The sequence below is a fragment of the Rhizobium rosettiformans genome (assembly GCF_016806065.1).
Classification (GTDB): Bacteria; Pseudomonadota; Alphaproteobacteria; order Rhizobiales; family Rhizobiaceae; genus Allorhizobium.
The window spans coordinates 773,487-786,175 of record NZ_CP032405.1; the positions used below are offsets into that span (position 1 = coordinate 773,487).

Below are 12,689 nucleotides of genomic sequence, written 5' to 3' on the forward strand. Positions count from 1 at the left end.
CGGCGCCCAAGGGCGCCACGACCAGGGAGGTCACTTACGGACTTCGGCGAGCTTGGCGAGAATGTCGTCCACCACTTCAGCGCCGATCGTGTCCTTGTGCTTTTCATAGACAACCATGGACTTTTCGCGGATGCGCTGCTGCTCTTCCGGCGAAAGCGTGTTCACCTCAAGACCAGCTGCCTTGATCTTCTCCAGCGACTGCTTGTTGAGATCGGCGATAACCGAACGCTCGACGTCGCGACCAACCGTTGCGCATTCACGCAATGCTGCCTGCTCCTCCGGCGTATAGGTGTCGAAGATCGCCTTGGAGAACAGGAAGAGGAACGGCGTATAGGCGTGGTTCGTCTCGGTGACGTATTTCTGCACCTCAAAGAACTTTGAAGTATCGATCGTCACATAGGGGTTTTCCTGGGCATCGATGGTCTTGGTTTCGAGGGCCGAAAAGACTTCGCCGAATGCCATCGGGGTGGCGTTTGCGCCGAGGTTCTGGAAGGTATCGAGGAAGATGTTGTTCTGCATGACGCGAACCTTCATCCCTTCGAAATCTTCCCACTTCGTCACCGGACGCACCGAGTTGGATAGGTTGCGGAAACCGTTCTCCCAGTAACCGAGATTCACCAGGCCAACGGCTTCGAGCTTCTGGTTCATCATCTCGCCGAATTCGCCGTCGAGCACCTGATAGGCCTCGTCAGCGGAGCCGAATAGGAACGGCAGGTCGAAGACGCCGAGCGCCGGCTCGATGCCGACGAGCGGCGAGGACGACGTTACCACGGCTTCCTGCACGCCGGAACGCAGAGCCTGCGTCGCCTGAAGGTCGCCACCGAGGGCACCGCCCCAGAAGGCCTGCAGCTTGAGCTTGCCACCGGACTTCTCGTCCAGGCACGACTGCATGGCTTCGATGCCGTTACCAACCGGGTGATCGGCATTGATCCCGTTCGATACGCGGATGGTGCGATCGTTGAACTCGGCGAATGCCGGAACGGCTCCAGAAACGGCAAATGCCAGTGCTGTTGTTGCGAGTAGTGTCTTCCTCATGGTGTATCCTCCCTTGGATTTTAATGAGCTGGTTGAACTTCTTTCCTCACCGTAGCCATTGTGCCGGCACGATGACGATCTCGGGAAATATGACGAGCAGGACGAGAACCAGCACCTGCGCCAGCAGGAACGGAACAATGCCCGTCACGACTTTGCCAAGCGGGACGCGCCCGACCCCGCTGACCACGTTGAGCACCACGCCCACAGGCGGTGTGATCAAACCAATGCAGCAGTTCATGATGAACATGACACCGAAATAGACCGGATCGATGCCCGCCTGCTTGATGATCGGCATAAGCACAGGCGTCAGGATCAGGATGGTCGGTGTCAGGTCCAGTGCGGTACCGACCACCAGGACCAGCGCCATGATGACGAACATCAGCAGCATCGGCCGATCGATCAAAGGCTCGATGTAGCGCGTGATCTCGCCAGGAATGTTGGCTGCGGTAATCAGCCAGGCGGAGACCAGAGCCGCGCAAACTAGGAACATGATGATCGAGGTTGTCTTGGCCGCCTGCAGGATAACACGCGGCAGATCCTTCGGCTTCAGCTCGCGATAGATCACCATGCCCACGAACATGGCATAGGCAGCCGCAATGACAGCCGCTTCCGTAGGCGTGACCACCCCGGCCTTGATCCCTCCGAGGATGATCACCGGCATGCCGAGCGCCCAGGCAGCACGCCCTGTGGCTCGCAAACGCTCTTTCGCTGGCGCTCTCGGCAAGGGCTTCACGTTGTCCTTGCGAACCACGATCTGCCAGGCAATGACGAGCGCGATGCCCATCAACATACCGGGCACGATCCCAGCCATGAAGAGCTGTGTGATCGACACATTGGCGGCCACACCGAAGACGATGAATGCCATCGATGGCGGGATGACGGGTGCGATGATGCCCCCTGATGCAATGAGGCCGGCAGAGCGCGGCACGTTGTATCCCGCCTTGGCCATCATCGGGATCAGGATCGCGGCCAGAGCAGCCGTATCGGCAGCGGCCGACCCGGAGATGCTGGCCATGATCACGGCAGCCATAATGGCGACGATGCCGAGGCCGCCGCGAATATGCCCCACGCAGGCAATCGCAAACTCGATGATGCGCCGCGACAGGCCGCCGGAATTCATCAGCTCTCCGGCCAGCACAAAGAACGGGATGGCGAGCAGCGTAAACGTGTCGGCGCCCGCGATCATGTTCTGCGCGATGATCTGGCTGTTGAACATGCCCATGTACCACATGAGCGTGACGCCGCAGAACATCAGAGCGAAAGCGACAGGAACGCCAATGGCCATGGCGCCGAGCAGCGAAGTGATAAAGACGACAAGGGTCATCAGGCGCGCTCCACCAGCTTCTCGATGCCGTGGTGTTCGCCCGCAAAGGCTGCGATTTCACTTTCGGTGACACGCCCTGTGACGAGACGGAAGAGGCGTTCGAGCGCAATCAGGCTGCAGCCGGCACCCGTGAAGAAGCCGATGCCGTAGACCCAGCCCATGGAGAGCCCGGTCACTGGTGCGCTCATGCTGGCATTGATCGGCAACTGCTTCCAGGTTCCCCAGAAGAAGATGGCGGAAACGCCGAGGATCAGGAGATTGGAGAGGATCATGCAGAGGACCCGGCCGCGCCGACCGAACAGGGCCACCAGGCTTTCAACGCCCATATGGCCATATTCGCGAAACCCGACGACCGCGCCAATGAAGGTCAACCAAACGAAGAAGTAGCGGGCCATTTCATCCGAGACCGTGAGGCCGGAGTTGAAGCCATAGCGCAAGATGACGTTGACGAACACCATGATCGCCATGCCCGACAAAAGCAGGATCAAAAGCAGTTCAAGCAGCTTGTAGAAGAGATCGACAACTCTGGTCATACGCCCTCACGCTTTGTCGAGCAGGCCGCGCTGGGCCAGGTTACGGAAAAGAGCATGCGTTCCGAAGGTCCATTCCGGGCAGGCATCCGTGCGATCGACCCAGTTCACCAGGCGACCAAGCGTCGGTGTCGCGATCTCGACGCGATCGCCAACCTCATGCGTGAAGCCAAGGCCAGCACCACGGCGATCCTTGACCGGCGCGAACATGGTGCCGAGGAACAGAACCGCACCATCGGGATATTGGTGATTGCGGTTGCGCAACTGCGCAACAAGGTTTTCCGGCGCACGGCTGATCGCTTCCATCGGACTTTCCCCCGTCATTTCAAAGCCGTCCTCGCCTCGTACGAGCAGCGAAACGCGAACCTTGCGCAGCACGTCCATCGTGAAGCTGCCATGGAAAAGCCGAACGAAGGGCCCTATCGAGCACGATGCATTGTTGTCCTTCGCCTTCCCCAGGAGCAGCGCCGACCGCCCCTCAACATCCCTCAGATTGACGTCGTTGCCGAGTGTCGCGCCGATGATCTTGCCGTCGGAACGAACGGCAAGAACGATTTCGGGCTCAGGATTGTTCCATTGGGAAATCGGGTGAATGCCGACGGAATCGCCACAGGTCACCGACGACATGGGCTGGGCCTTGGTGAAGATCTCGGCATCGGGGCCGATACCGACCTCCAGGTATTGCGACCAGAGACCCATGTCCTGCAGCAGCGCTTTAACCTTCGCTGCCTGCTCGGAGCCGGCGACGAGCCCACGCAGGCTGTCGCCAAGCACGGGTGCCAGCTTCTCGCGGATGGCCTGGGCACGGCCGGCATCGCCCTTCGCCTGTTCCTCGATCACCCGCTCCAGCATGCTGTCGGCGAATGTCACACCGGCAGCCTTGACCGCTTGCAGGTCGATGGGAGCGAGCAGATGACCGGCCTCGCCAGACAGGAACTGGTCGAGCGTGCCAAGAGCCGGCAGGCTCTCCTCAGCCACCAAGCGCTCGGCGAGATCCTCCAGTTCGAACAGGCCGGAAACCGTGGGGGCGATGCCCGTCAGGTCGTAGAGGGTGCCATTGCGCACGACCACAGGGCAGGGACCACCGGCCGCCTTCGACCACACTCTGCCCACCAGCACAGCCTGGGAGGAATCTTCCGGCAGAATATAGACGGATTCGAGACTTTGACGGCGCTGCAAGATGGACCTCCTCCTTGTCCTCCGGCATGAACGACCCTGTCGCCTGCCATATTGTCAGGATGTCTGACAACTCTTGATCCGAATTCATAGGGTCAGATTTGATGCCTGTCTACCCCGGACGACGGACTTGTGGACAAAGCTGCCGCACGAGACCGTGTCAGAACTGCTCGAGACTGAGATCGATGCGGCTTGCCGCACCGTGCAGATGGGCGCGCATGGCCTCCCGCGCGCCAGCACCATCCCGCTTGGCGATCGCATCTCTCAGCCGGACGTGTTCGGCAATGGTCACTTCGACGATTTCTTCGAGCACGGCGCGGGAGCGTGCCGCATCGATCGCCAGGCTGATGCGCTCGGCGATGAAGCCGATGAACAGCGCGAAATACTCGTTGTGCGTCGCCTCGGCGACCGCGCGGTGGAAGGCGAGATCGGCGACGATGCCCTGCTCTGTCCACTTCTCGGCCCCCGTCATGCGCGACAGCGCCTCGTCGATCCTCGCGAGATCCTCAGCGGTGTGGTGCACGGCAGCGAGACCGGCCGCCTCGATCTCAAGCGGCACACGCAGCTGAAAGAGCGCGCGAAAACTCTGCGGCTCGGAGAGCTCGCCATCCTTGATGCGGATCGGTCTGGCCGAGGGTTCGCTGACAAATGCGCCGACTCCCTGTCTCGTCTCGACCATGCCTTCGTTCCGCAACTGCGCAATGGCCTCGCGTACGACAGAGCGGCTGACGCCGAGCGTCTTGGCCAGAACGTGCTCGGTCGGCAATCTCTCGCCGGGCTTCAAGCGCCCCTGGCTGATCTCGTCGGCCAATTGCGCGGCAATTCGGGCCGGCAGGTGCTCACTGCGCCTGATCTGTCCGAAATTCAATTGCCCGAGGTCGATCGACATGCCCGCTGGTCTCCTTGCCACCTGCTCCGGTATTTCACGAATCCGCACCTGAATTCAATTGGCAACCGGGATTCATGATCCCTGCGGGGTCGATGGCCTGCTTGATCGCAGTCAGGAGATGCAGCTGCGTGGCCGGCACACGCGACAGAAAATCCGGTTTCTTCAGCCGACCAATACCATGCTCGGCGCTGATCGAACCCTGGAAACCATCCAGAACATCATTCACGACGCGCTTGGCCGTGTAGATCCGCTCGGCCACCTCGTCCCTGGATAGACCAGAAGGCGGCAGCACGTTGAGATGCACGTTCCCGTCGCCGACATGACCGTAGGAAACGCAGGTGCAATCCGGCAAGCGCGCTGCGATGGCCGCTTCCGCCCGTTCGACGAACTCCGGAAGACACGACAAAGGCACAGACACGTCCGTTCGCAGATGCGCGCCCCGTTTGGCCTGCCCCTCGTTCATCCCCTCGCGGAAGAGCCAGAGAGAGCGGGCCTGGCTCCGCGACGTTGCAACGACGCCGTCCAGTACCAGGCCGTCCTCGAGAACACCTTCCAGAAAACGGTGCATCAGGTCTTCGATATCCACGAGGCCGGAACCCGAGATCTCGAGCAGCACATAGGCCGGATAATCGCCGCTCATCGGCATGGCGAGATCAGGAATTGCCTCTTGCGCGAGGGTGAAAGCGATCGGCGGCATGAATTCGAAGGCTGACATGAGATCGCAGCAATCGCGTCTCGCGCGGCGATAAAGCGTGATCACGTCCGTCAGAGCGCCCATACCGAGCAAGGCAGTCGCCACCTTTTCGGCTGGCGGCATCAGCTTGACTGCGACAGCCGTAATGATACCGAGCGTGCCCTCAGCACCAATAAACAGCTGCTTCAGATCGATCCCGCGATTGTCCTTGCGCAGCGTCGAAAGCCCATCGAAGATCGCCCCATCGGGGAGAACGACCTCCAGGCCGAGAACAAGCTCTCGCGTCATGCCATAGCGCAACACGTTGATTCCGCCTGCATTGGTCGAGACATTGCCGCCGATCCGGCAGGAACCCTGCGCACCGAGCGCAAGCGGGAAGTAGAGCCCCGCATCCTCCACCTTGTCCTTGAAGTCCTGCAGGATGGCGCCCGCCTCGACGACGGCCGAAAAATCATCTGCATCGATGCGGCGGATCGCCGTCATGCGCTCGAGACTGACGACAACCTGGCTCGCCGGCGCGTCGGGAGTGCCCCCGAGAACCAGCCCCGTATTGCCACCTTGCGGCACGATCGCGAGCCCCAGCGAGCGGATGGTCCTGACGGCAACGGAGACCTCCTCAGTCGTTCGCGGACGGACAACCGCGACAGCACCGGTCGTGACATCCCCATGCCAATCCCGGCAGTAGCGCTCGACCTCGGCACCGACGATGACCATGTCAGGCCCGAGCGCCTTGATGAGGCTGGGAAGCGGGTTGCCCGCCCCGCTCCACACATCCTTGCTCTCGATCGCGCTTTCCATGGCCATCATCAGTCTCCCCGTCGGCCCATCTGGAGATGGACAAAGAATTTGGTTTCCACGAGAATGATATAAGGTTATCAGACAACCTTACAAATGGTTTTTGAAGAAGGCCCTTGTGCAGACGCGCGCGGGGTCAAAGAATGACATGGGAGGAGACTGTCACATGCATATTCTGGTGATTGGCGCGGCCGGTATGGTCGGACGCAAGCTGGCGCAACGGCTTACCCGCGATGGTGAGCTGCAGGGACGGCAGATTACGGCGATGACACTCGCCGATGTCGTGGCGGCCGACGCTCCAGACGGCTTCGACGGCAGAGTGACGATCGAAGCCGTCGATCTGTCCGAGCCCGCGTCTGCCGAGCGCCTGATCGCATCGCGCCCCGATGTCATCTTCCATCTCGCTGCGATCGTCTCTGGTGAAGCGGAACTCGACTTCGAAAAGGGTTACAAGATCAACCTCGATGGCACCCGCTACCTGTTCGAGGCAATCCGGCTTGCCCGTATGGCTGACGGCTATTGCCCGCGTGTGGTCTTCACCTCATCGATCGCGGTCGTCGGTGCACCGCTGCCCTATCCGATCCCGGACGAGTTCCACACCACGCCGCTCACCAGCTACGGCACGCAGAAGGCGATTTGCGAGCTACTGCTCTCCGACTATTCCCGGAAGGGGTATTTCGACGGTATCGGCATCCGCCTGCCAACAATCTGCATTCGCCCCGGCAAGCCGAACAAGGCAGCCTCGGGCTTCTTCTCCAACATCCTGCGCGAGCCGCTGGTCGGCCAGGAGGCCATCTTGCCGGTCGGCGAGGATGTCCGCCACTGGCACGCCTCGCCCCGATCTGCGGTCGGCTTCCTCATCCACGGCGCAAACATCGACCTGGAAACTGTCGGCCCACGCCGCAACCTGTCGATGCCGGGCCTAAGTGCCACCGTTGGCGAGCAGATCGAAGCGCTGCGCCGCGTGGCAGGGGAGAAGGCGGTCAAGCTCATCCGCCATGAGCCCGACGAGATGATCATGCGCATCTGCGCCGGCTGGGCTCCCGGCTTCGAAGCAAACCGCGCCCGCGCACTCGGCTTCATCGCCGAAAGCTCTTTTGACGAAATCATTCGGGTGCATATCGAGGATGAGCTGGGAGGCAAGCTTTGACGGGAACTGAAAACAGGCAGATCGCCTTTCTCGGGACGGGACTGATGGGCGCGCCCATGGCAAGGCGCCTGCTCGCGGCTGGCCTTCCGGTCACGGTCTGGAACCGTGACCTTGGCAAGGCAGAGCCTTTGGCGGCGGCCGGCGCCAGGCTTGCCAAGAGCCCGGAAGACGCCGTCGCCGGTGCAAGCGTGATTTTCACCATGCTGTCGGACGGCTCCGCAGTCGAGGACGTACTTTTCACCAAGGGTACGGCCGAAGCGCTGGCAAAGGGTACGGTCGTCATCGACACATCATCAATCGCACCGCCCATTGCAAAAGATCACGCAAAACGTCTCGCTGGCCACGGCGTAGCCCATGTCGACGCACCCGTGTCGGGGGGCGTCGTCGGCGCGGAAGCCGGCACGCTGGCGATCATGGCGGGCGGCGATGCCGATGTCATCGAGAGCTTGGCGGATGTCTTCGCCCCACTGGGCCGTGTGACCCATGTCGGCCCCTCGGGCGCTGGCCAGATCTGCAAGCTCGCCAACCAGCAGATCGTCGCGATCACCATCGGCGCCGTTGCAGAAGCCATGATGCTCGTCGAGGCCGGCGGCGCTTCGCGGGAGAAGTTCCGCGAAGCAATCCGCGGCGGCTTCGCCGAAAGCCGCATCCTGGAACTGCACGGACAGCGCATGGTCGAGCGACGCTTCGAGCCGGGCGGCCCCTCGCGCCTGCAGTTGAAGGACCTGAACGCGGTCGCCGCCATGGCTGAGACCTTTAGCCTTGAGCTTCCATTGACCTCGGATGTTCGCCAGGCCTTTGATGCCTTTGTTGCAGAAGGTCACGGCGAACTCGACCACAGTGGCCTTCTGCTTCATCTCGAAAAAATCAACCACCGCAAAGGTGCCGCCGATGACCGAGTCTGAGAAACCGCAACGCCGCCTCCGGTCGCAGGATTGGTTCGACAATCCCGATCACCTCGACATGACCGCGCTCTATCTGGAGCGCTTCATGAACTACGGCACGACGCCGGAGGAACTGCGCTCCGGCAAGCCGATCATCGGGATCGCCCAATCGGGCTCCGACATCAATCCCTGCAACCGTCATCACCTGGATCTTGCCAAACGCGTGCGCGACGGCATCCGCGACGCCGGCGGTATTCCGATCGAATTCCCGTCGCATCCACTGTTCGAGAACTGCAAGCGACCGACGGCCGCCCTTGACCGCAACCTTGCCTATCTCGGTCTGGTCGAGTTGCTCTACGGCTATCCCTTCGATGGCGTCGTGCTGACGACCGGCTGCGATAAGACCACGCCCTCTGCCCTGATGGCTGCATCGACGGTGGACATCCCGGCGATCGTGCTCTCCGGCGGCCCCATGCTTGACGGCTGGCATGATGGCGAACTGGTAGGTTCCGGCACGGTGATCTGGCGCTCTCGTCGCAAATATGCGGCCGGCGAGATCAGCCGCGAGGAATTCCTCGAACGCGCCCTCGATTCGGCCCCCTCTCCCGGCCATTGCAACACCATGGGCACAGCGTCGACCATGAACGCGATTGCCGAGGCACTCGGCATGTCGCTTACCGGCTGCGCTGCCATTCCCGCCGCTTACCGCGAACGCGGCCAGATGGCCTATCGCACCGGCAAGCGGGCGGTCGAACTGGTTCTGGAGGATATCCGCCCCTCGGACATCCTCACCCGCGAAGCCTTTCTCAATGCCATCAGGGTCAACTCGGCGATCGGCGGATCGACCAATGCCCAGCCGCATCTGATGGCCATGGCCAAGCATGCTGGCGTCGAACTCCTGCCCGAGGACTGGCAGGTTCACGGCTACGACATTCCGCTGCTCGCCAACGTTCAGCCGGCCGGCGCCTATCTCGGCGAGCGGTTCCACCGCGCCGGAGGTGTCCCGGCGATCATGTGGGAACTGATGCAAGTCGGAAAGATCGACACGACCTGTCGCACGGTAACCGGCCGCACCATGGTTGAGAACCTGCAAGGCAGGGAGGCGACGGATCGGGAGGTGATCAAGCCCTATCACGAGCCGATGCGAGAACGCGCAGGCTTCGTGGTGTTGAAGGGCAACCTCTTCGATTTTGCCATCATGAAGACCAGCGTCATCTCCGAAGGTTTCCGCCTGCGTTACCTGCAGGAAAAGGGCCGCGAGGGCATCTTCGAAGGCCGCGCGATCGTCTTTGACGGCTCGGAAGATTATCATCACCGGATCAACGATCCCGCCCTGGACATCGACGAGGACTGCGTTCTCGTCATCCGCGGCGCCGGCCCGCTTGGCTGGCCGGGTTCGGCCGAAGTGGTCAACATGCAGCCGCCGGATCACCTCATCAAGCGGGGCATTCTCAGCCTGCCGACAATCGGCGACGGCCGCCAGTCCGGCACAGCCGACAGCCCGTCGATCCTCAACGCATCGCCTGAAAGCGCGGCGGGCGGCGGTCTGGCATGGGTGAGGACCGGTGACGTCATTCGCATCGACCTGAACCAGGGCCGCTGTGATATGCTGGTCAGCGACGAGGAAATCGCAAGGCGCAAGGCCGAGGGCATTCCGCCCGTGCCGAAAGACGCGACACCATGGCAGCGGCTTTATCGCCAGACGGTTACGCAGCTCGCCGATGGTGCGACGATCAAAAACGCGGAGGATTTCCGTCAGATCTCCAAGACGCCGCCCCGCCACAACCACTGAGGCGCAATTCGGCCGTTCGCTTCCTTTCGGAGAAACGGTCGAATAATCAAGGGCAAGACACGTTTCATCGGGAACCGTCCGAGGGGAATTTCATTCTCCTGTCACAGACGATGGATGGAGATCCCGATGAAACCCGTTATAAAACTGCTCTCAGCGTCAGCGCTCGCCGCCGGGATGGTGATTGGTGGCGTCGTACTCGCGTCAGCCGCGCTCGCCCCGGAAGAAGACCCCCACCGATTCACCGGCCTAGACATCAAGGACCTCTGGACGATGGAGCCTGTCCGCATCGACAGGACCGCACAGAATCTGGAGCGCTTGCCACCCCGCTATGCAAGTCATGTGGTGATGGTCGAACCCGACCTGGGGGCATCGGATCAGAGTGAGCAGACGGCCACCGCAGGGCGAGGTTCTAAGGTCGGCGACATCGACACTCTCGTCACTGCGGCGATCGACGAATCGACATCCGGTTTCGGCGCCGACACGCTACCTCCGGAGCATTTCTCCTGGTGTGAAGCACGCTATCGTTCCTACGATCCCGTCCGCAACACCTATCGCAGCTTCAGCGGCGACATTCGTCCCTGTGACTCACCCTATCAGGTCGAGATCATGGCGGAGCTGGAAGAAGGTGATGCAAGGGTCATGACCGTCAGTGCCGACGGAAGCAATCCTGGTGCTGGCATGGAGAACGAAGGCCACGTCATGGCCTGCATGGAACGCTATCGCTCCTATCGTCCGAGCGACAACACATACCAGCCTTATGGCGGCGGCCCGCGCCAGCCCTGTCAGCTGGCGTCGTTCTGACGCTGGAAGCTCTTGGCCAGAATAAGGCCCGGCGGCGGGCTAATCGTCTGATCGCCGGTCACTTTCTCACTGATATAGCTCAGGGCATTTTGAAGCCCGTTCATCGTATAGGGCTTCTCGATTGCCCCGATCGCGCCGACGAAACCTTCCGGTATCCGTTTGACATTCCCAGTGACGAAGACGAAGGGGACCTCGCGTTCCGCAAGCCGGCGCCCGATCTCGATTCCCGAGGGACCATCGCTGAGGTGGACATCGACGAAGGCGAATTCGGGCGTGCTGGATTCGATAATGTCGAAAGCAGCCTTGCGCGATGCGGCCGTTCCCACGACGACATGGCCGGCAGCCTCCACTTCAAGCTCCAGTTCGAGGGCAAGAAGCGCCTCATCCTCGACGATCATGATTTTCAAGCGTCTGTTTCCTTTGCGTCTTCGACCAGCATCGTGACCTGAACATTAGTCCGGTAGCCTTCGACCTCCCGGGCGATCTTCGCGCCCAGCTGCTTCGCACAGGTCTCCAGCATCAGCTTGCCAAAAGCCTCCTCCTCCGGATTAACGGAGACTGGCTTCGTCGTGTCCGTCACCCGGATCAAGAAATGCCCGTTGGTGCGCCGCACCTCCAGATGGATATCGCCACCCCCATCGCTCAGCCCCCGGCGCACGGCATCCAGGACCAGCTCGTTTATAATGAGAGCAAGCGGCGAAGCCTTAACAGCGGGAACCAGCACCGGCGACAGGTCGGTCGTCACGCGAATGTCGTCGCGTTTCAAGGCACCTACCAGATCCTCGATTAGATCCTTGGCAAAATCGGACACGTCGAAGCGCCCAAGGTCGGCGCTTGTGAACAGCTTTCGTTGCACTGTGCTCAGCGCTTCGACGCGATTGAGCACCGAGAACAAGGTGCGCTTTACGAGGTCGTTTCCAGACATTCGCGCCTGCAGCTTGACGATCGAGGCGATGGTCAAGAGGTTGTTCTTCACACGGTGGTCCACCTCATGCACCAGAAGGGTCTGGGCCTTCAGCGCTTCGGACAGGTCATGCGTCCGCCGTGCGACCTCACGTTCGGCCGATTGCCGCGCCTCTGCCAGATCGAGTTCCTTGCTCTTGATCGTCGTGAAATCGAGCTGTGATGCAAAGAAATAGACCACTTCGCCGTCGGCATCCCGGACGGGGCTGACGAAAAGCGCATTCCAGAACTGGCTACCGTCCTTGCGATAGTTGAGGATGTCGATCGCAACGTCCCGCTCTGCCGCAATGGCCTCGCGCAGACGGGCGATCGCACCGCTGTCCGTTTCCGGTCCCTGCAGCAAACGGCAGTTGCGCCCGATGAGCTCATCTGTGCTGTAGCCAGTCAGGTTCGAAAACGCCTGATTGCAGAAAATGATTGGGTTGTCGGGCTGCCGCGGATCCGTAATCAGCATCGGCATGCGGGTAGCCTTGAAGGCTGCCGCGAACGGATCCTCGGATGGATGGGAGGCGAGAAGGCGGTCGCCGGCGTCTTGTGCGTCGCGGCGCGAGGAGTTTTGATCAGACATTCATACCCAGTCCTGGAACAGGCCACCATCGACAACAACGGCCAAATAAAAAAGTTCCGTGCACTCTCAAAAATTTTGACGACCAGGG

At 61.2% G+C, this 12,689-nt stretch carries 12 protein-coding genes; 4 read left to right on the forward strand and 8 right to left on the reverse strand.

The annotated features are described in order from the left end of the window. Window positions 1-30 precede the first annotated feature (30 nt). From D4A92_RS03730 to D4A92_RS03755, 6 genes are all read right to left on the reverse strand, one after another. Window positions 31-1,035 (reverse strand): TRAP transporter substrate-binding protein, encoded by a 1,005-nt coding sequence (locus tag D4A92_RS03730; protein WP_006728190.1) that lies wholly within the window; start codon window positions 1,033-1,035, stop codon window positions 31-33. A 46-nt stretch (window positions 1,036-1,081) separates the two neighbouring features. Further along, window positions 1,082-2,359: a TRAP transporter large permease gene (locus D4A92_RS03735; RefSeq protein WP_203018190.1), complete on the reverse strand. Its 1,278-nt coding sequence runs from the start codon at window positions 2,357-2,359 to the stop codon at window positions 1,082-1,084. Next, complete coding sequence (locus D4A92_RS03740) at window positions 2,359-2,892, reverse strand: TRAP transporter small permease (RefSeq protein WP_203018191.1); 534 nt, start codon at window positions 2,890-2,892, stop codon at window positions 2,359-2,361. The genes D4A92_RS03735 and D4A92_RS03740 overlap by 1 nt, the downstream gene beginning before the upstream one ends. 6 nt (window positions 2,893-2,898) lie before the next feature. Continuing rightward, window positions 2,899-4,068: a fumarylacetoacetate hydrolase family protein gene (locus D4A92_RS03745; RefSeq protein ID WP_203018192.1), complete on the reverse strand. Its 1,170-nt coding sequence runs from the start codon at window positions 4,066-4,068 to the stop codon at window positions 2,899-2,901. Between the two features lie 157 nt (window positions 4,069-4,225). Continuing rightward, window positions 4,226-4,954, reverse strand: a complete 729-nt coding sequence (locus D4A92_RS03750; RefSeq protein WP_203018193.1) for a FadR/GntR family transcriptional regulator — start codon at window positions 4,952-4,954, stop codon at window positions 4,226-4,228. Window positions 4,955-4,988: 34 nt separating this feature from the next. Beyond that, entirely contained in the window at window positions 4,989-6,446 is a 1,458-nt protein-coding gene (locus D4A92_RS03755) for an FAD-binding oxidoreductase (protein ID WP_425959384.1), read from the reverse strand. 163 nt (window positions 6,447-6,609) lie between these two features. On the opposite strand from D4A92_RS03755, the gene denD reads away from it, so the two are divergent. From denD to D4A92_RS03775, 4 genes are all read left to right on the forward strand, one after another. After that, window positions 6,610-7,593, forward strand: coding sequence for a D-erythronate dehydrogenase (gene denD / locus D4A92_RS03760; RefSeq protein ID WP_203018195.1), 984 nt, complete (start codon window positions 6,610-6,612; stop codon window positions 7,591-7,593). Between the two features lie 44 nt (window positions 7,594-7,637). Beyond that, window positions 7,638-8,498: an NAD(P)-dependent oxidoreductase gene (locus D4A92_RS03765; protein ID WP_246754077.1), complete on the forward strand. Its 861-nt coding sequence runs from the start codon at window positions 7,638-7,640 to the stop codon at window positions 8,496-8,498. Further along, the gene (locus tag D4A92_RS03770) at window positions 8,485-10,269 is read left to right on the forward strand and encodes an IlvD/Edd family dehydratase (RefSeq protein ID WP_203018199.1); all 1,785 of its coding nucleotides are present in this window, start codon (window positions 8,485-8,487) and stop codon (window positions 10,267-10,269) included. The genes D4A92_RS03765 and D4A92_RS03770 overlap by 14 nt, the downstream gene beginning before the upstream one ends. A gap of 126 nt (window positions 10,270-10,395) precedes the next feature. Next, the gene (locus tag D4A92_RS03775) at window positions 10,396-11,070 is read left to right on the forward strand and encodes a BA14K family protein (protein ID WP_203018201.1); all 675 of its coding nucleotides are present in this window, start codon (window positions 10,396-10,398) and stop codon (window positions 11,068-11,070) included. On the opposite strand, the gene D4A92_RS03780 is transcribed toward D4A92_RS03775, so the two are convergent. Then, the gene (locus tag D4A92_RS03780) at window positions 11,052-11,477 is read right to left on the reverse strand and encodes a response regulator (protein WP_203018202.1); all 426 of its coding nucleotides are present in this window, start codon (window positions 11,475-11,477) and stop codon (window positions 11,052-11,054) included. The genes D4A92_RS03775 and D4A92_RS03780 overlap by 19 nt on opposite strands. Continuing rightward, window positions 11,474-12,601 carry a PAS domain-containing protein gene (locus D4A92_RS03785; RefSeq protein ID WP_203018203.1) on the reverse strand — a complete coding sequence of 376 codons (1,128 nt, stop codon included), beginning with the start codon at window positions 12,599-12,601 and terminating at the stop codon, window positions 11,474-11,476. Before D4A92_RS03785 ends, D4A92_RS03780 begins: the two co-directional genes overlap by 4 nt. Window positions 12,602-12,689: the final 88 nt, after the last annotated feature.

Bases quoted from the DNA above. Each gene is read 5' to 3' on its own strand.
- D4A92_RS03730 (WP_006728190.1), bottom strand. From the start codon at position 1,035: ATGAGGAAGACACTACTCGCAACAACAGCACTGGCATTTGCCGTTTCT.
- D4A92_RS03755 (WP_425959384.1), bottom strand. From the start codon at position 6,446: ATGGAAAGCGCGATCGAGAGCAAGGATGTGTGGAGCGGGGCGGGCAAC.
- D4A92_RS03740 (WP_203018191.1), bottom strand. From the start codon at position 2,892: ATGACCAGAGTTGTCGATCTCTTCTACAAGCTGCTTGAACTGCTTTTG.
- D4A92_RS03765 (WP_246754077.1), top strand. From the start codon at position 7,638: ATGGGCGCGCCCATGGCAAGGCGCCTGCTCGCGGCTGGCCTTCCGGTC.
- denD (WP_203018195.1), top strand. From the start codon at position 6,610: ATGCATATTCTGGTGATTGGCGCGGCCGGTATGGTCGGACGCAAGCTG.
- D4A92_RS03750 (WP_203018193.1), bottom strand. From the start codon at position 4,954: ATGTCGATCGACCTCGGGCAATTGAATTTCGGACAGATCAGGCGCAGT.
- D4A92_RS03770 (WP_203018199.1), top strand. From the start codon at position 8,485: ATGACCGAGTCTGAGAAACCGCAACGCCGCCTCCGGTCGCAGGATTGG.
- D4A92_RS03775 (WP_203018201.1), top strand. From the start codon at position 10,396: ATGAAACCCGTTATAAAACTGCTCTCAGCGTCAGCGCTCGCCGCCGGG.
- D4A92_RS03785 (WP_203018203.1), bottom strand. From the start codon at position 12,601: ATGTCTGATCAAAACTCCTCGCGCCGCGACGCACAAGACGCCGGCGAC.
- D4A92_RS03735 (WP_203018190.1), bottom strand. From the start codon at position 2,359: ATGACCCTTGTCGTCTTTATCACTTCGCTGCTCGGCGCCATGGCCATT.